The organism is Marinobacter sp. ST-43 (assembly GCF_030541085.1).
GTDB classification, from domain to species: domain Bacteria; phylum Pseudomonadota; class Gammaproteobacteria; order Pseudomonadales; family Oleiphilaceae; genus Marinobacter; species Marinobacter nauticus.
Map to the genome: position 1 here is coordinate 222,880 of NZ_JASSVO010000005.1, position 25,270 is coordinate 248,149.

General features: G+C 59.5%; 26 protein-coding genes. 10 read left to right on the forward strand and 16 right to left on the reverse strand.

Annotated features, from left to right (window positions below):
* Positions 1 to 2 precede the first annotated feature (2 nt).
* The gene (gene tsaD, locus QPL98_RS09910; RefSeq protein WP_011784191.1) at positions 3 to 1,058 is read left to right on the forward strand and encodes a tRNA (adenosine(37)-N6)-threonylcarbamoyltransferase complex transferase subunit TsaD; all 1,056 of its coding nucleotides are present in this window, start codon (positions 3 to 5) and stop codon (positions 1,056 to 1,058) included.
* A gap of 12 nt (positions 1,059 to 1,070) precedes the next feature.
* On the opposite strand, the gene plsY is transcribed toward tsaD, so the two are convergent.
* Positions 1,071 to 1,664, reverse strand: coding sequence for a glycerol-3-phosphate 1-O-acyltransferase PlsY (plsY, locus tag QPL98_RS09915; protein WP_014420447.1), 594 nt, complete (start codon positions 1,662 to 1,664; stop codon positions 1,071 to 1,073).
* 141 nt (positions 1,665 to 1,805) lie between these two features.
* Here plsY and folB point away from each other — a divergent pair, with 141 nt between their 5' ends.
* Together folB and folK (QPL98_RS09925) are read left to right on the forward strand one after the other, a co-directional pair.
* On the forward strand, positions 1,806 to 2,177 hold the full coding sequence (gene folB, locus QPL98_RS09920; protein ID WP_014420448.1) for a dihydroneopterin aldolase: 372 nt from the start codon (positions 1,806 to 1,808) through the stop codon (positions 2,175 to 2,177).
* Positions 2,174 to 2,698, forward strand: a complete 525-nt coding sequence (gene folK, locus QPL98_RS09925) for a 2-amino-4-hydroxy-6-hydroxymethyldihydropteridine diphosphokinase (RefSeq protein ID WP_011784194.1) — start codon at positions 2,174 to 2,176, stop codon at positions 2,696 to 2,698. The genes folB and folK (QPL98_RS09925) overlap by 4 nt, the downstream gene beginning before the upstream one ends.
* Here the strand turns inward: folK (QPL98_RS09925) and pgi are convergent.
* The 11 genes from pgi to dksA all read right to left on the reverse strand — a co-directional run bounded on the left by pgi (position 2,672) and on the right by dksA (position 14,669).
* Positions 2,672 to 4,333: a glucose-6-phosphate isomerase gene (pgi, locus tag QPL98_RS09930; protein ID WP_303293176.1), complete on the reverse strand. Its 1,662-nt coding sequence runs from the start codon at positions 4,331 to 4,333 to the stop codon at positions 2,672 to 2,674. The genes folK (QPL98_RS09925) and pgi overlap by 27 nt on opposite strands.
* Positions 4,334 to 4,380: 47 nt before the next feature.
* Positions 4,381 to 5,229 (reverse strand): pantoate--beta-alanine ligase, encoded by an 849-nt coding sequence (gene panC, locus QPL98_RS09935; RefSeq protein ID WP_011784196.1) that lies wholly within the window; start codon positions 5,227 to 5,229, stop codon positions 4,381 to 4,383.
* The gene (gene panB, locus QPL98_RS09940) at positions 5,226 to 6,020 is read right to left on the reverse strand and encodes a 3-methyl-2-oxobutanoate hydroxymethyltransferase (RefSeq protein WP_011784197.1); all 795 of its coding nucleotides are present in this window, start codon (positions 6,018 to 6,020) and stop codon (positions 5,226 to 5,228) included. The genes panC and panB overlap by 4 nt, the downstream gene beginning before the upstream one ends.
* Before the next feature lie 137 nt (positions 6,021 to 6,157).
* On the reverse strand, positions 6,158 to 6,655 hold the full coding sequence (folK, locus tag QPL98_RS09945; protein ID WP_121208294.1) for a 2-amino-4-hydroxy-6-hydroxymethyldihydropteridine diphosphokinase: 498 nt from the start codon (positions 6,653 to 6,655) through the stop codon (positions 6,158 to 6,160).
* Positions 6,652 to 8,019 carry a polynucleotide adenylyltransferase PcnB gene (gene pcnB, locus QPL98_RS09950; RefSeq protein ID WP_273030067.1) on the reverse strand — a complete coding sequence of 456 codons (1,368 nt, stop codon included), beginning with the start codon at positions 8,017 to 8,019 and terminating at the stop codon, positions 6,652 to 6,654. Before pcnB ends, folK (QPL98_RS09945) begins: the two co-directional genes overlap by 4 nt.
* A gap of 93 nt (positions 8,020 to 8,112) precedes the next feature.
* The gene (locus QPL98_RS09955; protein WP_273030069.1) at positions 8,113 to 8,400 is read right to left on the reverse strand and encodes a hypothetical protein; all 288 of its coding nucleotides are present in this window, start codon (positions 8,398 to 8,400) and stop codon (positions 8,113 to 8,115) included.
* A gap of 327 nt (positions 8,401 to 8,727) precedes the next feature.
* Complete coding sequence (locus QPL98_RS09960) at positions 8,728 to 10,122, reverse strand: sigma-54 dependent transcriptional regulator (protein ID WP_121208295.1); 1,395 nt, start codon at positions 10,120 to 10,122, stop codon at positions 8,728 to 8,730.
* Between the two features lie 7 nt (positions 10,123 to 10,129).
* Positions 10,130 to 13,093, reverse strand: coding sequence for an ATP-binding protein (locus tag QPL98_RS09965; RefSeq protein WP_303293177.1), 2,964 nt, complete (start codon positions 13,091 to 13,093; stop codon positions 10,130 to 10,132).
* A complete protein-coding gene (locus QPL98_RS09970; RefSeq protein WP_011784202.1) occupies positions 13,083 to 13,259 on the reverse strand; it encodes a hypothetical protein in 177 nt (58 codons plus the stop codon). Before QPL98_RS09970 ends, QPL98_RS09965 begins: the two co-directional genes overlap by 11 nt.
* A gap of 4 nt (positions 13,260 to 13,263) precedes the next feature.
* Complete coding sequence (gene gluQRS, locus QPL98_RS09975; protein WP_303293178.1) at positions 13,264 to 14,181, reverse strand: tRNA glutamyl-Q(34) synthetase GluQRS; 918 nt, start codon at positions 14,179 to 14,181, stop codon at positions 13,264 to 13,266.
* Between the two features lie 47 nt (positions 14,182 to 14,228).
* Positions 14,229 to 14,669: an RNA polymerase-binding protein DksA gene (gene dksA / locus QPL98_RS09980; protein WP_011784204.1), complete on the reverse strand. Its 441-nt coding sequence runs from the start codon at positions 14,667 to 14,669 to the stop codon at positions 14,229 to 14,231.
* A 172-nt stretch (positions 14,670 to 14,841) separates the two neighbouring features.
* Between dksA and sfsA the strand changes: the two genes are divergently transcribed.
* Positions 14,842 to 15,573 carry a DNA/RNA nuclease SfsA gene (gene sfsA, locus QPL98_RS09985; RefSeq protein WP_113880572.1) on the forward strand — a complete coding sequence of 244 codons (732 nt, stop codon included), beginning with the start codon at positions 14,842 to 14,844 and terminating at the stop codon, positions 15,571 to 15,573.
* Here sfsA and QPL98_RS09990 read toward each other — a convergent pair.
* The 3 genes from QPL98_RS09990 to QPL98_RS10000 all read right to left on the reverse strand — a co-directional run bounded on the left by QPL98_RS09990 (position 15,557) and on the right by QPL98_RS10000 (position 17,953).
* Entirely contained in the window at positions 15,557 to 15,928 is a 372-nt protein-coding gene (locus QPL98_RS09990) for a Rieske 2Fe-2S domain-containing protein (protein WP_199453105.1), read from the reverse strand. The two genes, sfsA and QPL98_RS09990, sit on opposite strands and share 17 nt — an antisense overlap.
* A complete protein-coding gene (locus QPL98_RS09995) occupies positions 15,925 to 16,293 on the reverse strand; it encodes a pentapeptide repeat-containing protein (protein WP_011784207.1) in 369 nt (122 codons plus the stop codon). Before QPL98_RS09995 ends, QPL98_RS09990 begins: the two co-directional genes overlap by 4 nt.
* A gap of 79 nt (positions 16,294 to 16,372) precedes the next feature.
* On the reverse strand, positions 16,373 to 17,953 hold the full coding sequence (locus QPL98_RS10000) for a bifunctional aminoglycoside phosphotransferase/ATP-binding protein (RefSeq protein ID WP_303293179.1): 1,581 nt from the start codon (positions 17,951 to 17,953) through the stop codon (positions 16,373 to 16,375).
* Between the two features lie 130 nt (positions 17,954 to 18,083).
* Here QPL98_RS10000 and mrcB point away from each other — a divergent pair, with 130 nt between their 5' ends.
* Positions 18,084 to 20,402, forward strand: coding sequence for a penicillin-binding protein 1B (gene mrcB, locus QPL98_RS10005; protein ID WP_286714532.1), 2,319 nt, complete (start codon positions 18,084 to 18,086; stop codon positions 20,400 to 20,402).
* A complete protein-coding gene (locus QPL98_RS10010) occupies positions 20,399 to 20,980 on the forward strand; it encodes a tetratricopeptide repeat protein (protein WP_141068055.1) in 582 nt (193 codons plus the stop codon). Before mrcB ends, QPL98_RS10010 begins: the two co-directional genes overlap by 4 nt.
* 60 nt (positions 20,981 to 21,040) lie before the next feature.
* Here QPL98_RS10010 and QPL98_RS10015 read toward each other — a convergent pair whose 3' ends face one another.
* Positions 21,041 to 21,985, reverse strand: a complete 945-nt coding sequence (locus tag QPL98_RS10015; RefSeq protein WP_303293180.1) for a DUF4382 domain-containing protein — start codon at positions 21,983 to 21,985, stop codon at positions 21,041 to 21,043.
* Positions 21,986 to 22,181: 196 nt separating this feature from the next.
* Here QPL98_RS10015 and QPL98_RS10020 point away from each other — a divergent pair, with 196 nt between their 5' ends.
* The 4 genes from QPL98_RS10020 to QPL98_RS10035 all read left to right on the forward strand — a co-directional run bounded on the left by QPL98_RS10020 (position 22,182) and on the right by QPL98_RS10035 (position 25,232).
* Complete coding sequence (locus tag QPL98_RS10020) at positions 22,182 to 22,769, forward strand: RNA polymerase sigma factor (protein WP_286714531.1); 588 nt, start codon at positions 22,182 to 22,184, stop codon at positions 22,767 to 22,769.
* A gap of 10 nt (positions 22,770 to 22,779) precedes the next feature.
* Positions 22,780 to 23,454 (forward strand): zf-HC2 domain-containing protein, encoded by a 675-nt coding sequence (locus tag QPL98_RS10025; protein ID WP_303293191.1) that lies wholly within the window; start codon positions 22,780 to 22,782, stop codon positions 23,452 to 23,454.
* Entirely contained in the window at positions 23,451 to 23,846 is a 396-nt protein-coding gene (locus tag QPL98_RS10030) for a hypothetical protein (protein WP_011784214.1), read from the forward strand. Before QPL98_RS10025 ends, QPL98_RS10030 begins: the two co-directional genes overlap by 4 nt.
* 114 nt (positions 23,847 to 23,960) lie before the next feature.
* Positions 23,961 to 25,232 (forward strand): tetratricopeptide repeat protein, encoded by a 1,272-nt coding sequence (locus QPL98_RS10035; protein ID WP_286714529.1) that lies wholly within the window; start codon positions 23,961 to 23,963, stop codon positions 25,230 to 25,232.
* Positions 25,233 to 25,270: the final 38 nt, after the last annotated feature.

Consider the following 25,270-nt stretch of genomic DNA (forward strand, 5'->3'; position numbering starts at 1 on the left):
TTATGCTGATTCTTGGTATTGAAACCTCCTGCGATGAGACCGGTGTAGCCCTGTTTGACGCTCAGCGGGGACTGCTGGCCCATGCCCTTTACAGTCAAATCGGTATGCACGCCGATTATGGCGGCGTGGTGCCTGAGCTGGCCTCCCGGGATCATGTCCGCAAGCTGCTTCCTTTATGCGATGAGGTACTGGCTCAAGCCGGTAAAGCCCGTTCCGATATCGAAGGTATCGCCTATACCGCCGGGCCGGGGTTAGTGGGTGCCCTGATGGTGGGCGGCTCGGTGGCGCATGCCTTGGGGTTTGCACTGGGGATTCCGGTGTTGGGCGTGCATCATATGGAAGGTCACCTGCTGGCGCCCATGCTGGAGGACAATCCGCCGGCGTTCCCGTTTGTCGCGCTGCTGGTGTCCGGTGGCCATACCCAGTTAGTGCGGGTGGATGGCATTGGTGAGTACCAGATGCTGGGTGAATCGGTGGATGATGCCGCCGGCGAGGCGTTCGATAAAACTGCGAAAATGCTGGGGCTGGATTATCCGGGTGGCCCCCGGGTAGCTGCCCTTGCGGAAAAGGGTCGAGAGGGGCAGTACCGTTTTCCCCGCCCGATGACCGATCGTCCCGGCCTGGATTTTTCCTTCAGCGGCCTGAAAACCTTCACCCTGAACACCGTGAACGACGCAAAAGATAAAGGTACGCTGGATGAGCAGGTAAAAGCAGACATTGCTCTGGCGTTCGAAGCTGCGGTAGTTGATACCCTGGTCATCAAATGTCGCAGAGCCCTGGAGCAAACAGGGTGTAAGCGGCTGGTCATTGCCGGCGGGGTCAGCGCCAACAAGCGGTTGCGGGCGTCACTGGAAGCCATGGCAGAAAAGCTGCGTGGTTCAGTGTTCTACGCTCGTCCGGAGTTCTGCACCGACAACGGTGCCATGATTGCCTATGCCGGTGCGCAGCGGCTAAAGGCCGGTCAGCAGGATGGCGAGCGGATTGTGGCGGTCCCCCGGTGGCCTATGAACACTTTGCCGCCAGTGGCGGAACCGCGTCAGAACGGCCTCGTGGACTAGCCTGATCAGACGCTAGAGTCCGGTTTCCCGCCCCTGGGCCAGGCGAATCAGGTTGTTGCGGTGACGCACCACAATCAGCAGGGTCAGCAGTCCGAACAGGGGCAGGGTTTCCGGTTCCAGCAGGGCGCTGATGAGTGGGCCGCTGGTGATCGCCACCAGAGAGGCCACGGCTGAAATGCGCCAGCGCCACATCACGCCCAGCCACAAGCCTGCCATGATGGCGGTGGTGAGCGGCGCCAGTGCCAACCCTGCCCCGAGGGCCGTGGCAACACCTTTGCCGCCTTTGAACCGATAGAATGCCGGGATCATGTGTCCGGTCACCGCGCACAGGGCAATCATGGCCTGCACCAGAATGGACATGCCAAGGCTTTGACCGAGCCAGACGGGCAACCAGCCCTTGAACGCATCCAGCACCAGGGTTGCCAGCGCGGGTTGCCAGCCACCTGCCCGGTACACATTGGTGGCTCCGGGGTTGCCGGAACCCAGGGCGCGAGGATCTGGCAGTTTCCAGAGGCGGCACACTGGTATCGCGAACAGCACGGAACCCGCCAGATAAGCGCTGGCGCAAAGCAAGACAATCGCAACGGGTTGGCTAAAGACGTCCATGGCGTAACCGCTGTACAGAGACTGGGCCCTGTGTTCTGTGAGAAAATGCCGCCCGCATCAAGGCAGGCTGGTTGTCCGTCACAGTATCGTCTGCCTGTGTAATATTCAATCAGCCATCAGTGGAAGGCTCGGGAGACCGGTTTGGCAAATGGCAAATGGGACACAGTCCTGATCGAAGGACTGGCGGTGGAAACCGTGATCGGGGTGTACGATTGGGAACGTGAAGTCACACAGCGGCTACTGGTGGATCTGGAACTGGCGTGGGATAACTCGGTGCCCGGCGCCAGTGACGATGTTGCCGATGCACTTGATTACGCCGCCGTTAGCGAGCGGGTCAGTCAGTGCCTGCAAACGCTGCAGCCGGAGTTGCTGGAGCGGGCCGCAGAGGAAGTTGCCCGTTTGCTGCAGAGCGAGTTTGGCGTGCGTTGGCTGAGGCTGACGTTGAGCAAGCCCGGTGCTGTGCCGGCCGCACGCTCGGTGGGCGTGAGAATTGAGCGGGGGGCACGGGCATGAAACGTGTATACATCAGTATCGGCAGTAATATTGAACGCTATCGCCATGTCAGCGCGGCGCTGGATGCTCTGGCCGGTTGGTTTGGAGAACTGGCCATTTCTCCGGTTTACGAGAGCGAATCGGTCGGCTTCGATGGCTCGGATTTTCTGAACCTGGTGGTGGGTGTGGATACCGATATGTCGGTAGGAGAGCTTTCCCGGCGCTTCAAAAAACTCGAGGCAGACAACGGCCGCAAAGCTTCGGCGCCCAAGTTCAGTCCAAGGACTCTGGATCTGGATATTCTCACCTGGGGCGATGCGACCGGCACCCTTGATGGGGTTGAACTGCCCCGGGCTGAAATCCTAAAAAACGCATTTGTCCTGAGGCCGCTGGCCGATATTGCTCCGGACGAATTGCACCCCGTGTGCGGAGAGAGCTATCGCAGCCTCTGGCAGTCTTACCAGAAGGACCAGAAGCTCTGGCCCGTCGATTTCACCTGGCAGGGGCGTCAGATCTCAAGTTCCGGAGCGGTCGCGGAATAACCGGATCAGGTTGTCGGTGGCGCTGTCTCCAGCGCTGCCATCTTCACTCTCGCCCAGCAGTTTCGGAAGAATTTCGTTGCCAATCTGTTTGCCCAGCTCCACGCCCCATTGATCAAAGCAATCAATATCCCAGATCACGCTCTGCACGAAGGTGCGGTGTTCATAAAGTGCAATCAGTGCCCCCAGGGTGTGCGGAGTCAGGCGTTCCATCAGCAGGATGTTGCAGGGCCGGTTACCGGGAATGGCCTTGTGTGGGGCCAGCTGGCGGGCGGCATCACCATCAAGACCGCCGGCCAGCAGTTCCTGTTCGGCCTCTGCTTCCGTCTTTCCGGCCATCATGGCCCGTGCCTGAGACAGACAATTGGCAAACAGAGCAGCATGGTGGCTGGCCACCGGATTGTGGGACCTCAGGGGAATGATGAAGTCGGCAGGAATCAGCCGGGTACCCTGATGAATCAGTTGGTGATATGCGTGCTGGCCGTTAGCTCCCACGCCGCCCCAGAGCACGGGCCCGGTAGGGTAATCCACGCTGATGCCATTCTGGGTTACGCGCTTGCCGTTACTCTCCATATCCAGCTGCTGAAGGTGCTCCGGCAGGTATTTCAGGTATTCGTCATAGGGCAGTACCGCATGGCTCTCGGCGCCCCAGAAATTGTTGTACCACACGCTGAGCATGGCCATGATGACCGGCAGGTTTTCCCGCTCGGGCGCTTCCCTGAAATGGGTGTCCATGGCATGTGCACCGGCCAGCAGCTCCCGGAATGCCGCCATGCCAAGCGTTAACGCAATTGGCAGGCCGATGGCAGACCACAGGGAGTAGCGGCCACCCACCCAGTCCCACATGGGAAAGGTGTTGGCCGGCTCGATGCCGAATCGGGTCGCTTCTTCAACGTTGGCCGTGACTGCCATGAAATGCTGGGAGACCGCGGCCTCGTTGCCTCCATTATCGAGAAACCATTGCCGGGCGAGCAGGCTGTTCTCCAGGGTTTCCTGGGTACGGAAGGATTTTGACTGCACCAGAAACAGCGTGGTGTCCGGATTCAGGCATGCCAGGGTTTCGGTAATGTCGGTGCCATCGATGTTGGCGACAAAGTGACAGTTAATGGAGCCCTGCCAGTACGGGCGTAGCGCCTCGACGGCCAGCTTCGGCCCGAGAAACGAGCCTCCGATGCCAATACTGACAACGTCGGTAAAACGGGCGCCGGAGTGGCCGGTGCGTTCACCACTGTGAATGCTTTCAACCAGCGCTTCCATCTTCCCCAGTGTGCGATGGATTTCGGGAATGACGTTGTCGCCGTTCACCCGAACCTCGCCCTGTTCACCCTCACGAAGGGCGGTGTGCAGGGCGGGGCGTTGTTCCGTGAGGTTCACCAGACCGCCCCGGAACAAGGCCGTACGACGTTCCTCCAGACCACAGGCCCGAGCCAGGTTGAGCAGAGCCTCCAGCACTTCGTCCGTCAGCCGGTTGCGGGAGAAATCCAGCGACAGGCCTGCACCCTCTACCAGGTAACGCTGGGCACGGCCCGGATCCTGCTGAAACAGCTCCCGCATGGGTAGGTGTTCGAGCCGGGCTTTGGCATCGTTGAGAGCTTGCCATTCTGCTCGGCTGGTGAGCGCAGGGTGTTTCTCAGGCATCAGGGGGTCCCTTCCGTTGTCTGGGGGTGAGGCTCCATAGTGAGGTTTCAGCGCGTGATCGAGAGGTTATCAATCAAACGGGTGGTACCCAGGAACGCTGCGACCAGTAGTGTGAGCTCGCGGTCATCCTTGCTGGCGGGCTTCAGGGTCAGGCTGTTGACGATGTTGAAGTAGTCCGGCCTGAGCCCTGCCTCAGACAGTGCATCGCGTGCCTCCTGCTCGAGGATGCTGTAGTCGGTGCGTCCCTGTGCCAACTGGTCAGCGGTATGACGGAGTGTTCGGAACACCACCGGAGCGATGCCCCGCTCCTGCTCGGACAGATAGCCGTTACGGGAGCTCTTCGCCAGGCCATCGTCTTCCCGCACCGTCGGCGCGCCAATCACTTCCACCGGAATCATCAGATCCCGGGCAAGTTTGCGTATCACCGCCAACTGCTGAAAATCCTTTTCGCCAAACACGGCAATGTCGGGCTGGACCATGTTGAACAACATGGTAACCACGGTGGCCACGCCTTCAAAGTGGCCCGGCCGGCTGGCGCCACAGTGGCCCTCGCTGACTTCGGGAACCACCACCTTGGTCTGATTGGCGAGCCCTTCCGGGTAGATCTCTTCAACGCCCGGGGCAAAGACCAGAGTATTGCCCGCTGCCGCCAGCTTTTCCTGGTCTTCAACCAGGGTTCGCGGGTAGGTGTCCAGGTCTTCATTGGCTCCGAACTGCATCGGGTTCACGAAAATACTGGTGACGACGATATCGGAGGCCTCGGCCGCCTTGCGCACCAGCGAGATATGGCCCTCGTGCAGGTTGCCCATGGTGGGTACCAGGCCGATGGTCTTGCCCTGCTGGCGATAGCCCCGCAGAATCGTGCGCAGTTCTTTGAGTGAGTGTACGGTTCTCATGCCTTGAACGTATGCTCCTCGGCTGGGAAAGTGCGTGCTTTGACGGCTTGGGCATAAGCCGCAATGGCTTCCGGGATGGAGTCGGTCTCGGCGAGGAAGTTCTTCACGAAACGGGGTTTGCGGCCGGTGGTGACGCCCAGCATGTCGTGCAGTACCAGTACCTGGCCATCGGTATCCGAGCCTGCTCCGATGCCGATGACCGGCGCCTTCACGGCCTGGGTGATACGAGCGGCGAGCGGGGCCGGTACACACTCCAGAAGGATGAGATCGGCGCCGGCGGCTTCCAGTTCGCAAGCATGCTCAATCATGGCCTCGGCGGCCTTCTCATCACGTCCCTGTACCTTGTAGCCGCCGAACTTGTTGACGAACTGTGGCGTCAGGCCCAGGTGGGCACAAACAGGCACACCACGTTCACTCAGGGCTTCGATGGTGTCCTTCATCCAGTCGGTGCCTTCCAGCTTGACCATGTGGGCGCCGGCGCGCATCAGCTCCGCAGCATTGTCCAGTGCATCGGCAACGGTACCGTAAGACATGAACGGCATATCAGCCATGATCAGGGCGCCTTTGTTACCGCGGGCGACACAGCTGGTGTGATACACCATCTGATCCATGGTCACCGGGAGCGTACTGTCGTGGCCTTGCAGCACCATACCAAGAGAGTCGCCAATCAGGATGACATCAACGCCAGCCTCGCTGACAACCTGAGCAAAGGTTGCATCATAGGAGGTCAGTGCCGAGAAGGCTTCGCCTTTTTGCTTGTATTCCCGCAGGGTATTGATGGTAACTGCCATAGGATCCTTGCCTTTTGGGTGGATGGGCCAGTTTTGGACCGGGGTCGACCGGTGCTCAGAGCGTTAATGTAAATCCCGGGTATATCAGACACAAGAGTAGCATGCTCTTCCGCACCTGGATGCCATAAGGAACCTGGTCAGGGGTGCGCCTGGGCTGGCAGCCTGCGCAGCTGGTTGTCCGGGCAATGTCGGCGCAGTTCCGCAACGCTGGTGCCGTCCGGCAGTGCCAGTTCCGGGGCCAGGTCCAGCAGGGGTTGCAGGACGAAATCACGGTTGGCCAGTTCCGCGTGGGGAACGGTCAGGCGTGCGTCGTTGAGGGTTGTCTGACCAAACAGCAGCAGATCCAGATCCAGGGTGCGTGGTCCCCAGTGCCTCAGTCGCTCACGGCCGTGGGCCTGTTCAATGGCTTGCAGGCAATCCAGCAGTTCGTGGGCAGAAAGATCGGTACGCAGATGAACGGCACCGTTAACGAAATCTGGTTGATCCTGCGGGCCGACGGGGCGGCTGGCATAGAACGGAGATTGCGCTACCAGTGTGGATTTGGGTAAGCCCGCGAGTTCCGACACGGCTCTTGCCAGTTGGGCTGCAGGCTGTTCCAGATTGCTGCCCAGCCCAATATAGGCATCGACAGTCATGGCTGGGGCGGTTTTCTTGCAGGTTTGCGCTTGCGACGGCGCTTTTTCGGACCACCGGAGCCCAGCTCGGAAAGCATTTTTTCCTGCGCACGCTCATCCGCCTGCTGGAATTCCGTCCACCATTGCCCGAGGCCCGGCTCAATTTCGCCCGCGGCTTCCCGCACCAGCAGAAAATCGTAGGCCGCCCGGAAGCGCGGATGGGTCATGGTACCGAACGCTCGTTTGCCCTGGCGACGGGGTAGCCGCATCTGCAGTTCCCAGATTTCTTTCATGGGGCCCGAGAAACGTTTCGGTATCGCGGTTGCCTGCACCTGGCGGCCGATCACCTTGCCGATGGCGCCGTGCAGCGCCGGCTGAACCGGATCGCCATTGTCCTGGCGCCTGCGCCATTCCACCTGCAGAGCCGGCCAGAGCATGGCCGCAAACAGGAAATACGGGGTCACTGATTTGCCCTGGGCAATCCGGGCATCGGTGTTGCGAAGGGCTTGCAGTATCAGTTCATCGGGTTCGCCGGCATCCAGTGCCCGGGCGGTCTCCGGGAACAGTGGGGCCAGCAGACCATAGTTCTGAAGCAGGCGATAGGTTGCCTCGCCGTGGCCGGCGGAGAACAGTTTGAGGACTTCATCGAACAGCCGGGCCGGAGGGATGTGCGCCAACAGTGGGGCCAGCTCCCGAATGGGGGCCTCGGTTTCCGGCTCAATCTGGAAGTCCAGTTTGGCCGCAAAACGAATGGCGCGCAGCATTCTCACGGGATCTTCCCGATAGCGGGTTTCCGGGTCGCCAATCAGGCGGATCTGACGGTTTTTCAGATCCTGCACGCCGTTGGCAAAGTCGATAATGGAGAAATCCCGGATGCAGTAATACAACGCATTGATGGTGAAGTCGCGCCGAAGTGCGTCTTCTTCCTGATTGCCATAGACATTATCCCGCAGTAACAGACCATGTTCACTGGTCTTGTGCTCGTCGTCGGCCAGGTCGTCATCGGTATCCCGGGCATTACCGCGGAAGGTGGTTACTTCGATGATTTCCCGCCCGAACACCACGTGCACAATGCGAAAGCGGCGACCAATCAGGCGGGAGTTCCGGAACAGGTCGTGAACTTCTTCGGGTGTTGCGTTGGTGGCTATGTCGAAGTCTTTGGGGTGTCCGCCAAGTAGAATGTCGCGAACGCCACCGCCCACCAGATAGGCCTCGTAGCCGGACTTGTTCAGACGGTGCAGTACCTTCTTGGCCGGTTCACTGATCATGGAGCGGGAGACATTGTGCTGATCCCGCGGGATCTCCTGCCGCTGGTAGTGGCGGGCTTTCTTCTTCCCGTTGCCGGGAATGAAGGAGCGTAGTTTTTCAACAAGTCGTTTAGGCATGGAATTCCGTGTTTGCGAAGCGCAAAAACGGGGATTTTAACGGTTTGCGCAGGAATTGCACATGTTTGACGGAAATGCCAGTGAATAAAGTGGTCATGGAGGCCTGTTGAGGGAAGGCTGTTTTTGGCAGTCCGGAAAATCAAAAGGCGGATCCGTTTCCACGAATCCGCCCTGAAAGCGTTGACGATCTGCATTGTTTTTGTTGTTGCCGGGATTCTTTTTGATTCTTTTACCCCACTGTGTTGTCCCCAAGATAAGGACCTTAAGCAATGCAAACGGAAAGCTTTGAATACATAGAGCGGCCAGTAACACGGTGCGGGTTATGGGAGTATCTGCAGTGTCGCCTGGAAGACGATTCTTCTCTACATCTACAACTCGCACGTGTCGTGGGACCCCTAAAAAGCATAGTACCCAAAACACTCAGTTCGCTTGCACCCTGTTCTTGTTTTTGTTGCCGGGCGCTCGTGCAGCTATTTGTTTTTGTTTTGGCGCTGCGTTGTCACTTTTGTTTTTGTTGTTGTGCGCTTATTAGAGTGCAGTGGTCGTGCCAGTTTTCTAAAAGCCTTTTTAAACAGGGGGTTATGAAAAAGAGGTATGTAAGTGTTACCCCGTATCTCCTGAAAGTGTTACCTGGGTCTCATGATCTGGACAGGAAGTGTTACCGAGAGGAACAGGCGGTAACAACTGATTCTGGGTTCATTCTTTGGGTCAGGCTTTTTTGCGGGGAATGCCCAGGCGTTGCCGACGCTCCCAAAGTGACTTTCGGCTGATGCCCAGCTTCTGCGCCAGCTCGGTCTCGCTCATCCGGTCCTGATTTTCAAGCACAAAGTGTTGGAAGTAATCCTCCAGCGACAGATCGTTGGACGAATCAACATCCCTTGCAGGGGTTTGTTCATTATTGCCTTCAACCAGTGTTTCCGGGATGTACTCGTCGGCGGAGTCGCTGTCCAGGTCCAGTACCGCCGGGGTAATGACATCGCCATCGGTCAGGATTGAGGCTCGTTCGATGGCGTTTTCCAGTTCCCGGACGTTGCCGGGCCAGCGATAGCGTTCCAGTGCCTGCATAGCCTCGGGGCTCAGAGACAGCTCCGGGCGACCAAGCTTGCTGGCCTGGCGTTTCAGGAACCGGCGGGCCAGGCCCAGAATGTCGGCGCGACGTTCCCGCAGGGGCGGTATGCGGATCTGCATCACATTCAGTCGGTAGTAAAGGTCTTCCCGGAACTCGCCGGTTCTGGTCATGGCTTTCAGGTTTCGGTGGGTGGCGGCGATCATCCGCACGTCCACGGTCCGGCTCTGGGTCGAGCCCACTTTGCGAATCTCGCTTTCCTGCAACACCCGCAGCAATCGGGCCTGGGCTTCGGCAGGTAGTTCGCCGATTTCATCCAGGAACAGACTGCCGCCGTCTGCCGCTTCAATCAGCCCGGTGCGGGCCGAGACGGCGCCGGTAAAGGCGCCTTTCTCGTGGCCAAACAGTTCCGATTCGATCAGGCTTTCGGGAATGGCCGCGCAGTTTACGGAGATGAGCGGTTTGCTGGCTCGCGGGCTGAGCAGGTGCAGAGCCCGTGCCGCCAGTTCTTTACCGGTACCGGATTCGCCCTGGATAAGCACTGTGGTCTCGGTGGGGGCGACTTTGCGAATCAGGGTGAACACCTTCTGCATGGGCTCACACTGGCCAAACATGATCTCGGATGGGTCCGAGTCGGGCCCGCTCGTGCGGGCGGCATCACCAGGGCCGGTTATTTCATCGGAAGCCGAAGACTTGCGTGCCAGAATATTCTCTACAGCCGCGAGCATTTCGTCATGGTCGAAGGGTTTGGCAATGTAGTCCACGGCGCCCATCTTCATGGAGTCAACTGCGGACCGCAAACTGGCATAACTGGTCATGATCAGTACCGGCGTGTTGGGGGCGCGGTTGATCATTTCCGTACCGGCGGCGCCTGGCAGGCGCAGATCGGTGATGACCAGGTCGAAGCTGTCCGGGTCGAGGCCCTCGGCTTCTTCCACCGAGACAGCATCTGCCACCTCATAGCCGGCGTGCTGGAGAAGTTTGCGAACCGCCGAGCGGATAATGTCTTCGTCTTCAACAATCAGAATACGGGGCATAGGGTGTTCACGACCTTTCGTTCGGGCTGCTGTAACCGCTGTCGGTATCAGGCTCGTAGGCAGGCAGGCGGAGTCTCACGCAGGTGCCCAGGCCGGTTTCCGGATTGGCCGGGCTTTCCACCTGAATGTTGCCATAGTGCTCTTCAATGATGCTGTACACCAGTGACAGGCCAAGCCCGGTTCCTTTGTTGGGGGCCTTGGTGGTGTAAAACGGTTCGAAAATATGATCCAGCTGGTCTGCCGGTATGCCGGAGCCTTCGTCAATGACCTCGATGATAGCGGAGTAGCCGTCGGCCTTTCCAGCAACCCGGATGGTACCGCCGTCTGGGGAGGCGTCCCGGGCGTTGGCCAGCAGGTTGATGAATACCTGCACCAGCCGTTGTTCATCTCCCAGCACCTGCAGGCTGGCGGGGCACTCGTTCAGAAAACTGATGCCGAGCCCCTTGTCACTGAGCGACAGCAGGTTGATGGATTCATCAATGCAGCGGTGCAGGCTGACCGGCTCATAACGGTTGGCGTGGGCGTGGTTGCCGGTACGTGCGAAGTTCATCAGCGACTGCAGGATGGTGGAAATGCGTCGGGTCTGCTGCTGAATCTGGTCTGCAGTTTCCAGAATGGACGGATCATCGGTTTCCAGTTTCAGGTTCTGGGCCAGAGACGAGATGCCGGTGACGGGATTACCGATTTCGTGAGCGACGCCGGCCGCGAGGCGCCCCACGGAGGCCAGTCGTTCGCTGTGCATCAATTCATCTTCCAGTAAGCGGGTTTCGGTCTGGTCCTCCACCAGGATGATCGAGCCGCCTTCGGTGTGATCCGGGCCGCTCAGTGTCGCCTTGTGCAGGTTCAGCCAATGTGGCTTGCCGCGAAGATCCAGCCTGTGCTTGTAGCGGTGCAGGTCGTCGCCTCGATTGAAATCGTCCAGCAGGGCGTGCCAGTGCTCCGGCAGGGCCAGCAGCTTGGCCCCGACCACTTCCTCGGCGGAAATGTTGGTGAGGCTTTCCATGGCATGATTCCACATCAGAATCTCGCCGTCTTCACCCACTGAACAGGCGGGGATGGGCAGGTTCTGCAGGGTCTGCCGGTAGTGGCGGCGAAGGTTGTCCAGTTCGCCGGCCAGGCCGGTGAGCTGATTCTGGTAATCGCCCAGCGCTCGCTCCACATAGCGAATATCCTGCCCGGTACCTCCATGGGTGAGCGGTTTGAAGCCCAGGTGGCGCTTGACGATGTCCCGGGCGACCGAAGGCCCCAACAGGCCAGACAGGTTGATTTCCACTTGATCCCGCAACCGCCGCAACTGGTAAGGCCGGAACTCGACATTGGGTAGCTTGAGCTGGTTCAGGGCCCGCTCCACTTCCCGGCGGGCGACCCGGATGCCCAGTGGCTCGGCCAGTTGCTGCACGAATTCGTTGGAGGATGCTGCCAGCAGTTCCCGCCGCTGCGGCCGGGACAGGGCGCCCAGCGAGCACGCCTGAGCGGCACTGGTTTCCTCCGGTGATGCCGGGCTGAGAATTGAGACCAGCGCGAACACACTGATGTTGGCGGTCAGGCTGACGAAGGTGAACAGGTGCCAGTTGTCGTAGCCGGGCGTAACCGGCAACTCAAGCCAGGACAGGATGTCTGCCGCCACCGAGAACGGCAACACCAAGGTGATCAACCAGATGAACAGGCCGGTAAACAGGCCGGCAATCAGGCCACGGCGGTTGCCTTCCGGCCAGTAGATGACGCCAAGCGCGCCCGGCAGCAGCTGCAGTGTGCCGGAGAGCGAGATGGCGCCCAGAATAGACAGGTCCAGGTGCTGGCCAATGGTTTCATGGAACAGCAGGGCCAGAAACAGGATGACGGCAATCAGTAGGCGTTTGACCCACTGCAGCCAGCGATAGATGTCACCTTGATCCCGGGGCGTCTTGAGCGGCAGAACAACGTGGTTAAGCACCATGCCGGACAGGGCCAGGGTACTGACGATCATCAGTCCGCTGGCGGCGGAAAGTCCGGCAATGTACATGGCCATGGTCAGGACGGGGCTCTCCAGGGCCTGGGCTACGCCGATACTGAAAAAGGCCGGCGGAGCGTCAACCGACAGCGCCTGGCCACCCCAGACAATCAGCGGCACCGGCAGGCCGACCAGCAGCAGGTACAGTGGCAGCCCCCAGCTGGCCTTTGCGAGGGCCCGGGGGGACGGGTTCTCACTGAAAGTCATGTGGTACATGTGGGGGAGCACCAGGGCTGCGGCGAACGACATCAGCAGCAGTGCCCGCCAGCTTCCGTCATTGATTGCCATGGTCATGGTGGCTTCCGGATGTGAAGTTTCCGCCAACCAGGCCTCAAGCCCGTTGGTACCACCGAAAACGGAGAACAGGATAACGCCGCCTAAAACCAGGAGGGCAACCACTTTCACCAGGGAGTCGAAGGCGATGGCCAGTACCAGCCCCTGATGGTTGCCGGAGGCCTGATGGCGACGGGCACCAAACAGCATGGTGAACAGCACCACGATCAGGCTGAACATGACGCTGATCACTTTCGGCGGCGCATCCGGGGCGAGCAGGCTGGCGGAAACCGAGACTGCCTGAATCTGCATGCTCAGCAAGGCCAGAATGGCCGCAGCCGAACACAGGGTAACCAGGGTGCCCGCCCACTGGCTGCGGTAACGATAGGCAAAAAGATCGGCCAACGACGTCAGCTGGTAGGCGCGGCCTATGCGGAGAATCGGGTTGAGCAGAACCGGTGCCAGCAGGAACGCGCCGCTGATGCCCAGGTAATAGGCCAGGAAGCCGTAGCCGGAGTCCGCCGCCATACCAATGGCGCCATAAACGGCCCAGATGCCGGCATAAACCCCAAGGCTGAGGGTATAGATCAGCGGGTGACGAACCCAGCGGCGCAATAACGTGCCCCGTTCGGTGCCCCAGGCAATGCCGAACAGAACGATCAGATAAAGCAGGCTGGCCAGCAGCAGGCCGGTGGCGCTAAAACTCATTGGGATCCCGCCGCCATTCCAGCCAGAAACCGATAGCAATCAGCCCACCCCAGATCACGAAGGGGCTGTACCAGGCATTCTCCGGCGATGTCCACCAATCCAGGATATTGGGCGAAAAAATATAGATGGCCAGTACCAGCAGAAATACCAGGCGGTAGATATACATCGGGTTATCGGTCCGAAGGCGAAAGTGTCCCGCCGGTTATACCATGGGCCTGCCCGGATGTCAGGGGAATGGCGCTCCGTTGCCAGTGGGCCTCGGCCCAACTGAGAACCTCTTCAACCGTGGCACGAGAGAGTGTCGGCTCCGGTTGCTGCCCCAGGGCCTGAAGTGCCAGAAACAGATTGCGGGCAGGGTGATCGTCATCCAGGGCCGGAGCGTGGGTCTGCTTGCTGAGTTTCTGGCCTTGTTCGTTGACGATTACCGGAATGTGCAGCCAGTGGGGTGGCTCGGCACCCAGGGCCCGGAAGACCTGTTGTTGCTGCGCGGTCATGTCGAGCAGGTCAGAGCCGCGAACCACATGAGTGATGCCCTGGTCGATATCGTCGACAACGACTGCCAGCTGATAGGCGTAGAAACCTTCCTTGCGCAGAATGACCGGATCGTCCAGTTCGGCGTGCACCATCTGTACCTGGGGGCCAAGCAGATCGTCCTGCCAGTGACTTGCTTCCTCTTCGAGGGCAAAGCGAACGGCGTGTGGGCCATCCCCGGGGCTGGTGTCACCTCGCCGGCACCGATTGGGATGGTAGCCGTGGTTGTCTTTGAGTTGTTTGCGTGAGCACCGGCAGCGATAGGCTTTGTTCTGCGCCAGCAGGGTTTCGATGGCACTTTGGTAGGCGTCGTGTCGCCGGGACTGGAAGCGGACGGATTCGTCGGGGAAAAGGCCGTGGCATTCCAGTGAATGCAGTATCTGGCCGGTGGCTTCCGGGGGCTCCCTTAGTGGGTCAAGGTCTTCGATGCGAACCAGCCAGTCACCGCGGGCAAGCTTTGCTTCCAGCCAGCTGGCCAGAGCCGTGACCAGGGAACCAAAGTGCAGTGGGCCGGTGGGGGAAGGGGCAAACCGCCCGCGATAACGTGAAGTCGCCATAGGCGTAGAAGGGCCGGCGGAGGACACGCCGCCGGCCCGGGGCAGCGTCAGATGCCGGTCTGGCGTTCGCGAATCTCAGCCAGGGTCTTGCAATCGATGCACAGAGTGGCCGTCGGACGGGCCTCCAGACGACGAATGCCGATTTCCACACCACACTGGTCGCAAAAACCGTAGTCGTCCTTGTCGATACGATCGATAGTCTGGTCGATTTTCTTGATCAGCTTCCGCTCGCGGTCGCGGGTGCGCAGTTCCAGGCTGAACTCTTCTTCCTGGGTTGCGCGATCGCTGGGATCCGCGTAGTTTGCTGCGTCTTCCTGCATGTGGTGCATGGTGCGGTCGACTTCTTCCATCAGCTCCTGCTTCCATTGCAGCAGCAGATCTTTGAAGTGCTGGAGCATTTCCGCACTCATGTAGTCTTCACCCTTCTTCATTTCATAAGGGGTGAAGTTGGTAAAACGTTCGCGTGGTTGTTCTGCAGTGTTTGCCATTGAACCCGGCCTCTTGTTTGTACTTCACAAGAACGCTTTGCTTCCCTCCGCGCCAGTGTGGCTGCGCGGTTTTACCCTGGATAGCATTCGTCCTGAAACGGGAATTTGCGGAAAATAGCAGATAAGTCACAGGGGTGCCAGCCTTGTGACACGTACTTTTTGCGGAGAGCACATGAAGTTTCCTGAACCTTTGGTAGAAGGGCGGCTGATTCGCCGCTACAAACGCTTCCTGGCGGACGTGCAATTGCCGGATGGCACTGAGGTAACCGCCCACTGCCCCAACACCGGTTCCATGCTGGGGTGCCAGCCGGAAAATGCCCGGGTGTGGTTGAGCCGGAGTGACAATCCCAAGCGTAAGCTCCAGTACACCTGGGAGCTGGTGGAGACTGCGCCGGGGGTGCTTGCCTGCGTGAATACGGCACGCCCCAACGCCCAGGCCCGCGCCGCTATCGAAGCCGGGGTGGTGCAGAGCCTGGCCGGCTATTCCCAATGCCGGGCAGAGGTGCGTTACGGTTCGGAAAAAAGCCGGATCGACCTGTTGTTGTCTGGCCATGACCACGAACCCGATGCCTGGGTGGAGGTAAAAAACGTTACTTTGGCGGAAGGAGGGGAAGGTTATTTCCCGGACGCCGTCACCGAGCGCGGTCAGAAACACCTGCGGGAACTGATGGCTCAGGTGCAAGAGGGTGATCGGGCGGTGCTGTTTTTTGTGGTGAACCACACCGGGATCGAGCAGGTCCGGCCTGCGGATCATATTGATGCCCGCTATGGTCAGCTGCTTCGAGAAGCCTGCGAAGCAGGGGTGGAGGTGATCGCCTATCGGGCTGCACTGGCCGGTGAAGATGGCAACCCTTCGGGGCGCCTGGAGCTGGTTGAGGAGGTGCCGGTCAGTCTGGAACCCTGACCTGCACCTCACCATCGTGCAGGCGAATGTCCAGGGCGGAGAGCGCATCGCCCTGGCAGGGGCCCGCAATGCATTCACCAGTACCGGGCTTGAACAGGGCGCCGTGAGTGGAGCACTGGATAAACAGATTGTCGCTGTCCATGAATCGGCCCGGCATCCAGTTCAGTTCAATACCCAGATGAGGGCAAACGTTAAGGTAGGCCCGGGGAGTGGTGCCATCCAGAAAGGCGAAACCGGTGAGGGGCATGCCGGCCGGTTCTTTCGCTTTCTCTTTCAGGCGAAATTCCAGGAACTGGCCGGGAACAAGCTCGCTCGCCGGCGCGACGGTTTGCCAGTTGGCTAAGTGAGCACTCATTTTGGCAGGATGGCGTAACGCATGCGGGTGCCGTGGTTGAGTGACATCACAATTTCATCGGCTTCCAGGCGGTGCGGGAAATAGCAGCCGGAAATCTTGGCGCTGGCAATGCTGGCACCTTCCATTCTCGATTTCGAGAAATCAATGCCGCGGAGGTCGGCGCCGCGGAAGTAGCCATGGCGGAAATCCAGGCCCTTTGCGTCCATGCCGCGCAGGTCCAGCCCGCGGAAATCGCCATGGGCGAAGCTCGGAAGCTCGCTCAGTTTGGCTTTCTCGGCATTAAAGGCGTCCATATCCTCGCTACGGAGCAGGTCGTACAGGGGGTGGTCTATATGCTGGAGATCGCTTTCCTGAATATCGTCCATCTTGCACCTCGCACGGACAGCAGGGTTTGTTTTTAGTGTCAGTATAGTGCGCCCTGCCAAAATGGCAGGGCAGCTCGGATCAGGCCGGGCCGGCCATGCCCAGATGCTGGCGGATGCGATCAGCAACCGCCTCGGCAACGTGCTCATCCTCGGTGTGCAGGTGCACCGTGTGGGTTTTCTCCTCAGTGGTCAGCGGCTCAAACCAGCTTTGCTGAGCATCCAGCAACTCTTCCGTTGCCTCCGAGGCATCACCTTTGCGTTTGCGCACCCACTCTCTGCGCAGAGCTTCCGGCGCCTCGCAATGCAGCAGAGCGAAGGGCACCCCCTGATTTTCGGCCACACCGGCAAACTGAGCCCGCTCCTTCTCTTTCAGGCAGGCCGCATCGACAATGACAGACAGCCCTGAAGCCAGCAGCTCTCCGGCCAGCTCTGCCAGATGCGCGTAGGTTTTTTCGGTTGCTTCCAGGCTGTAAAGATCGGTGCCCAGGCCCGATTTGCTGTCGTCCAGGGGCCCCAGACCGTGCAGGCGTTTGCGCTCTACGTCAGAGCGCAGCCGGATCAGCCCGAGCTCCTCCGCCATGGCGGCACTGACGCAGGTCTTGCCGCTGGCGGAGAGACCGGTGGTGGCCAGCAGGTAATGGTTCGGAATGGCGCCGTAATCCTCCGCCAGTTGGGCGTAATCCCGGTAACGCTGCATCAGGTCGGCTTTTTCGGCCTCGCTCAGGTTCGGGTTGCCCAGGGTGAACAGGGCGATTTTGGCCCGCACCATGGCGCGGTACGCCTTGTACAGGGGGAGCAAGGCCAGGCCTTCAAAATCACCGCGGTATTCCAGATAGGTGTTCAATACCCGGTTCGCCAGCGCCGGTTCCTGGCGGGATTCCAGGTCCATAAGCAGGAAAGCCAGATCATTTATCACGTCGATCCAGCGGAACGGCTCGTTGAACTCAATGCAGTCAAACACCGTCACCTGATCATTGAACACGGTAATGTTGGCCAGGTGCAGGTCGCCATGACACTCGCGCACCAGCCCGTTTTCCCGTCTGTGGGCGATTAAGTCCCGGCAGCGTTCGAAGGTGGTGCGGGTCCAGTCTTCCAGGTTGTCCAGCTGCGCCAGTAACCCGGCATCATCCAGCATGGGGCGGATCTGGTCGAAGTTTTCCTGCATGGCGGCATACACCGCCTCCGGGGTGCCCAGTGGCTTATCGTCGGCGACCGGCGGCAGGCTTTTGTGAAAGTCTGCAACCTGGCGGGCAAGATTGGTGAGCAGTTCTGCAGGCAGGTCGTCGCGTTCCTGGCGCACATCAAACAGCTGGCTCTGATCGAACTGGCGCATGCGAATGGCGTACTCGAAAGGGGTGCCGTCACCGCCCAGCCGAGGTTGTTCCGGGGTGCCGGTAATAGGCACCACCTCCAGATAGAGTTCGGCCGCCAGGCGACTGTTCAGTCGCAGCTCTTCCTCGCAGAAGCGTTTGCGGCGTTCCAGGGTGGAAAAATCCAGGAACCCGAAATCCATGGGTTTCTTGATCTTGTAGGCAAAGTCACCGGTAAGCAGAACCTGTGAGATGTGGGTCTCAATCACGCGGAATTCATTGACCGGATGATCGTAGAGTTCCGGGTTCTGCAGTGCCTTGATCAGTGTATCCGGGCCGTTGGCGCTCACGTTGTGCTCCTGGAATCCTTGAAGTTGTTGATTTTTCGTTTTTTGGAGGGCTCCACTATAACGGGCAGATTACAGAAATAACACACACCAGACCTGCCGATAGCGGTGCCCCCTTCGATATAATCCCGCCATGAGTAAAAAAACGCCTCCCCGCAAGAAAAAAACCGAATCCAGTCCTCGCCGCAAACGCTCCGGTCTCTGGCGCTTTCTGTTTCGCGCAGCTGCCCTGTGCCTTGTACTGCTGGCGGGATGGATGGTCTATCTCGATGCCGTAGTGACCTCTCGCTTCGAAGGGCGTCGCTTTGAAGTGCCCTCCCGGGTGTACGCCCGGCCCCTGGAACTCTACGACGGTGCCGGTATCAGCGCCGCCGCGCTGGTCCGTGAACTGGAGCTGGCAGGCTATCGCTCGGGCGACGGGCGTCGGCCCGGAACCTGGCAGCGAAATGGCGACCGTTTTGTCATCAGCACCCGCGGTTTTTCTTTCCCGGATGGCAAGGAGCCCAGACGGCGTCTGTCACTGGTGGTTCGTGGTGATCGGGTAGATTCGTTTTCCGTGATGGAGGGTGACAGCTCTCCGATTGTTCGGCTGGAGCCGGCTCAGATTGGCGGAATATACCCGTCCCATCGGGAGGATCGGATTCTGGTGGAGCTGGATGAGGTGCCCGAGTCCATGATTGCCGGTCTGATGGCTGTGGAGGACCGGCAGTTCTACGAGCATTTCGGCATCGCGCCACTCTCCATTGCGCGGGCGATGGTGGCGAACATCAAGGCCGGTCGAATAGTTCAGGGCGGCAGTACACTGACCCAGCAACTGGTGAAGAACTTTTTCCTGACCCGGGAGCAAACCCTTCTGCGCAAGGGCAACGAAGCCCTGATGTCGGTATTGCTGGAGTTGCATTATGACAAGGACGACATCCTCGAAACCTACCTGAATGAAGTTTATCTGGGCCAGGCAGGCACTCGCAGCATTCATGGTGTTGGCCTCGCCAGCCAGTTTTTCTTCGGCGAGTCGCTGAAGGACATTGATGTCCACCAGATTGCCCTGCTGATTGGCATGGTCAAAGGCCCCAGTTATTACAATCCGCGCCGGCACCCGGAACGGGCAACGGCGCGGCGTAACCTGGTGCTGGACGAAATGGCGGAGGCCGGGGTTATTTCCGGGCAAGAAGCCAGGGAGGCGAGTGCACGGCCTCTCGGCCTCAGCGCAAAACCCTCCTATACCGATAATCGCTACCCGGCCTATATCGACCTGGTGCGCCGGCATCTGGCGCGGGACTACCGGGAGGAAGACCTGCAGAGCGAGGGCCTGAGAATATTCACCACCCTGAATCCGGAAGTTCAGCAGGCCGCTGAGAAGGCCGCAACCGATACCTTGCCTCGTCTGGCATCGGGAGAGGTGGCCGAGGCGCTGGAAGCGGCGGTGGTTGTCACCGCCAAGGATACCGGCGAGGTGTTGGCGCTGGTGGGGGGCAAAGACCCCCGCTTTGCCGGTTTTAACCGGGCAGTTGACGCCCGGAGGCCTATCGGTTCGCTGGTGAAGCCGTTTATCTACCTGACGGCGCTGTCTCAGCCGGAGCGCTACACCTTGATTTCGCCGGTTCAGGATAAGGCCTTCACCCTCGAGTTTGACGATGGTCGGCGCTGGCAGCCGCAGAACTATGATGGCAAGGAGCGTGGCCTGGTGCCCTTGCATGAAGCTCTGTCCCGTTCGTACAACCTGCCGGCCGTGCGTGTAGGGCTGGATGTGGGCATACCGGCGGTGCAGGAGACGCTGAGGGCCTTTGGGGTGACCACGCCTATTTCGGATTATCCGTCGATGCTTCTGGGTTCCATTTCCCTGTCGCCGGTGGATGTCGCGCAGCTGTATCAGGGGCTGGCAACCTCCGGTTTCAATACGCCCCTGCGTACCATTCGGGAAGTCACCGATGCCGCGAATGAGCCTTTGTCCCGGTATAGCCTGAAAGTGGATCAGGTGGCCGATCCTGCCGCGGTGCATCTGGTGCAGTATGTTATGCAGGAAACCATGCAGGAAGGCACGGGCCGGTCAGCCTACTACCGGTTACCGGATTCCCTGACACTGGCGGGCAAGACCGGTACTACTGACGATGGCCGTGATTCCTGGTTCGCCGGTTTCAGTGGCGACCTGCTGGCGGTCGCCTGGGTCGGCCGTGATGATAACGGCCCGACCGCGTTGACCGGGGCTTCCGGCGCCTTGCCGGTCTGGTCTGCCACCATGGCGCAGATTCCCCAGCACGGTTTCTCACCGGTGATGCCCGATGGCGTTCAGTATCACTGGGTGAACCCTGGCGAACAGGCGCTGACCGGCGAAAACTGCGACAATGCCCGGCTGATTCCGTTTATCGCCGGCAGCGAGCCGGAACAGCACACAGGCTGCAACGGCAGTCTTGGCCGGCAAATTCGAGGTTGGTTTGAAGGATTGTTTCAATGAATAAACAAGTGATTGTACGGTCAGCCTGCCTGGCCCTGTTTGTCGGCCTGGCCGGTGGTTGCGCCACCGGGCCGGGTGGCGGCTCCATCTATGTGCCCGTGGGGGGCGATGACCGCCGTTCGGCGCCGGAACCACCACGCACCAATATTCCTGATGAGCAGGACGAACAGGTATGGCGCAAGAGTGAGCAACCGACGGTCACTGAGCCGGACTCGCCGAGCACCCGGGCGCCCAGCTACAGCGAATCCGGTGACCAGTTGCCGGCCGCCGCGCTCACGTTGGTGCGTGATGCAGATCAGCGCCTTCGGCAGGGTGATTCCGCCGGCGCCATCGCCCGACTGGAACGTGCCCAGCGCATTGCGCCAAGATCTTCCGAAGTCTATTTCAAGTTGGCCGAGGCTTACGTTGCCGGGGACAATCTGGGGGCTGCGGAGCAGTTTACTCTGAAGGGACTCTCGTTGGCGGGCAACGATGAACGTATGCAGCGTTCTGGCTGGTTGCTGCTGGCGGATATCCGCCGGGCTCGCGGTAACGTGGCGGGGGCCGATCAGGCTGAGGCCAGGGCTGCTGCGTTGTAACTCGGGTTGACGGAATGAATGTTCAGAGACCGTCCCTGGCCTCTGAACGCCACAGCAAAATCAGGGCTGTGGTATGGGGTCTGCCACGGTTGTTTCACCGGCAACAACGGAGACGTTCTGTTGCCCATCAAACTCCAGAGCTTCATCGGTCTCGTTGTTGTCCAGCTGGCAGCTGTAGGCGATGGTGTACTGGCCTTCGGTCAGGAATGCTGCGGTCCACTCATAGAGAGATCCAGATTCCTGAGCGGTGACCGGAACCACCATCAACGGGTTGGTGCCATCGCGAGTGACGTTCAGGTCAATCGGTTCGACATCAGCGCCTTCGTATACGTAAACGGCACCTTCGTAATTGGGGCTACAGTCGGTTAATTCACCATTTGTATCGGCAGTACCTCGGGTTTGCACAATATTTGTGTAATCAACCGTGCCTTCTATTTCACCGACCTCAAGATTGTTTACCAGCCGAAGCACAGGCTTGAGCATGTAATCAGCCAGGGCATTTCCGGGTGGATTTACAATGGATTTCCGCACATCGAAATCGATGGTGAAGTTGTTGCTGGAATCAGCCACCACCACGAAGTCGCCTTTCAGCTTCAGTCCGCTCTGCTCACCTGAGGGAACGGCAAGGGTGAACTGGCTGTCGCCATCGCTTTCTTTGGTCACGTAGGAGTTGTCGGTGTCGATAATCAGCCGGATTTCGTTATAGACCCCGGCCGGCACTTCCTCGTTGGTGATCAGTGGCTCGGTTACACCGCCTTGCAGTGTGAGCAGGTCAACCACACCGGTTTCATCGAGGCTGAATTCCAGCCAGTCACCGTCGGCCGGCTTGAGCCGGATGGCATTGAACGCGATGTTGACGCTGGACAGCTCCATGGTCGGGGCGTCGGTCAGTCCAACGGAGACCGAGCCGGTCTCACCCGATGATGAGGAACCGCCGCTACCACCGCATGCCACCAGTGCGCTGGTTAGCGCAGAAACGACAAATACTCTGCTCAGTTGCTTCATAAAACCCTCCGGTTTTTTGGTCCAGTTCTGGCCTGGTCGTTGGGTGCCAGTCAGAACCCAACGCAGAGGGTTCGAAAAAGGTTCCGGTTGTTGCATTAACATCCGGCCATAAATCCGTCATCATTGCCTGAAGTGCACTCAGGGTGGGCGTGCGATAGACTGCCCGCTTCCAGAATTTCGATCAGGCAGTTGGTCTTTGGCAATTTTTCCTTTCCGCCCCTCCGCACAGAAACGTTTCCATCGGTTGGTTCAGCCCTACCTCGAGGGGATGTATGCGTTTGCCTACCGTTTAACCGGAACACGTCAGGATGCCGAGGATCTGGTGCAGGATGTAGTCGTCAAACTGTATCCCCGATTATCCGAACTGGAGACGGTGGAACAACTTCGGCCCTGGCTGAACCGTGTGCTTTATCGCCAGTTTGTGGATTCGGTTCGCCGCAAGGGGCGCCGTGCCGACCGGGCAGCCAGTGAACTCATGGAGGCGGATCATCAGTCGGATTGGTTCGATGCGCTGGAGTCTGATGGCACCACACCAGAGCATGCCTTCGATCAGTCGCGCCTCGGGCCAATGCTGGACGAGGCTATGGAGCAGCTTTCGCCAGATCAGCGAACCTTGCTGCTTCTGCATGATGTTGACGGTTGGCGACAGGAAGACGTGGCTGAAGTACTGGGCGTTGCGGTTGGTACCGTGAAATCACGGCTGCATCGCAGCCGGGCCACGCTGAGAAAATACCTGCAGCAGCGCATGGAACCGGGAAGCGACATCCGGCGTGTTGAGGAGTGAGGTGATGACCATGTCCTGTCGAAGCACTCGATCACAATTACCTGATTATGTCAGGGCGACACTCCCCGAGAATGAGGCGGCAGTGGTGCGTGAGCATTTGCAACGTTGCCCTCGGTGCCGGCGTCGTTGTGATATGGAAGAAGAGTTGATGTCCCGGATGGCGACGCAGTTTGATGTGCCTCCGCCGGCCCCGGATTTTGAATCGCGTGTGTTTCGGGAGCTGTCTTCCGGTTCGGGCCGGCGTGTCCATATGGCTAGGGGTGGTGCGGTGGCGGCAGCACTGGCATTGGGGTTGTTCATCGGACAGTCCGGACTGTGGCAGCCTGATGAGACTGGTCATGAGGCTATCGCTTTGGCGGAGGTGGTGGACACCCCCGTGGAGAGAACCGTACGCCTTGCATTCACGGCGGGAGAGCCCCTGGATGACGTTACCCTTACCTTGAATCTGCCGCCTCATGTGGAAATCGCAGGCTTGCCCGGGCAGCATCAGGTGCGCTGGCAGGTGAGCCTGGAGCAGGGTGCCAATGTGCTGGCCCTGCCTCTGCGAATTCTGTTCCCTGGGGCCGGCGAGCTTGTTGCCGAACTGGATGCTGAAGGCCGGCAGAAAGTTTTTCGGGCCACCATACCCGATTACCCGGGGGCGAGCCGGCATGCCCCTGTGGATGTTAAGGAGCCTGCAACATGAGTGGTTATAACGGATCCCTTGGCTTCGCAACCGCTGGCCTTATGCTCGCCCTGATGTCCGCGCCGGTGTTTGGCCGGGACGATCTTGATGTCACCATGCGGCTGGTTGGTGAGAATGAGGACGTAACGGAATCGGTTGCCCGGGAAATTCGGCTGCCGGAGTTGCCGGCACTGGAGCGTCGTTCCTCCGGGCTTGGACGTGGCGATGGTGAGCCGCCGGGCCAGCAAATTCGCGAGCAGGCCCATGAAAAAGGGCGGGATTTTGGTCAGTCCATCTCAGAGCGTGCCCGCGACGTTCGTGAGAACCGGCCGAAGCGGCCTGGTTCCGACAAGCGCCCCGATATTGATCCTGGCAAAAAGCCGGAACGTCCGCCTCAATCCTCGAGGCCGTAACTCAAAGCTTGTGGTAACCTCGGTTTCCGTCAACGGTTTTCGATTTATTGACTGACCCCGGGGTTGTCTTTGCGTCTCCTCTTCATCTTTTTGTTTCTTCTTGGTCAGCCCCTGTTGGCCCAATCCGCTTTCTCTGATGGGGCAAGCGAAGCTCTGGCCCAGGGTGTGGTCCAGTTTCAGCAAGGCAACCTTGGCCAGGCGCGGGAAAGCTTTGAGCAGGCTGCACAGCTGGGCGTTCAGTCTCCGTCACTGCATTACAATCTGGGTGTGGTCTGTTATCGGCTGGGGGATTATCCGGCGGCCCGGCAGTGGTTTTCCCGTTTACTGGACAGCGACGATCGCGCCTTGGCCGCGTATAACCTGGGCCTGGTCGCCCTTGCTGATGATCGGCCGGGGGAAGCCTGTAGATGGTTTGAGGCGAGCCTCGCGGCTTCGCCACCGGAATCTGTCCAGCGTCTTGCCGAGCAGCAGTTGGCACAACTCGACGGTCCGGCACTTCTTCTGGCCGAGCGCCGAGTGGATGCCTATGGTTATTTGTCCCTCGGCGCAGGTTACGACAGCAATCTCTCGGCAACCCCTGAAGATTCCGCCAGTAATCAGGGAAGTGCACTTGGCGAAGTTGTTGCCGCCGGTTCCTTTGATTATGCAATGGATGCCGATCGTTGGCTCTCGATGGACCTGATCGCGTTTGCCCGACACTATGTCGAGGACGGCGATTACGATCAGCAGTTGTTACAGGCGCGCTTCGGTGTCATGCGTTCCTGGGGGCCTTGGGCGGTTGGGGTTCGGCCCGTGGTGTCGCGTTCGTGGCTTGACGGAGACAGTCTGGAAACCCGCTGGGGGGCTGAGTTGCTGGCCCGGTCTGCCGAGTGTTTACCTGCCGAAGATCTGAGGTGTGACTTGGCGTTTGCCCTGGAGCAGGTGGATGGTGGTGACGGCTACCAGGCCTACGATGGCCGGTGGTACCAGTTGAATGCAGGGCTGGGTTATCCGTTGGGTGATCTGGACCTGGCAGGCGAGTACCGCCTGGAACTGAACAACCGGGAAGATCTGGACGTACCCGAACGGTTTGTCAGCGTATCGCCCACAAGGCACGAGCTCATTCTGGAAGCGAATTATCAGCTGTCGCCGGGGTTGGCCCTGGCGGGTGAGCTATCGGTTCGCCATAGTCGCTATGGCAAGCCGCATCGCTGGGTTGAGTCGGGGATGTTGGTGGAGCGCAGGCGGGAAGACGTTCTGACCGGAGTAGGGCTGATGGCTGAGTATGATCTCACTGCGCGCTGGTTATTAAGGCCGCAATGGTTTTTCCGTCATCAGCAGAGTGAGCTCAACGAATACGATTATCGTCGGCATACGCTGTTGCTCTCCCTTGAGGGCGTATTCTAGCCCAGCGGAGGTTCGCCCCCGGATCGATACCCGGGGGC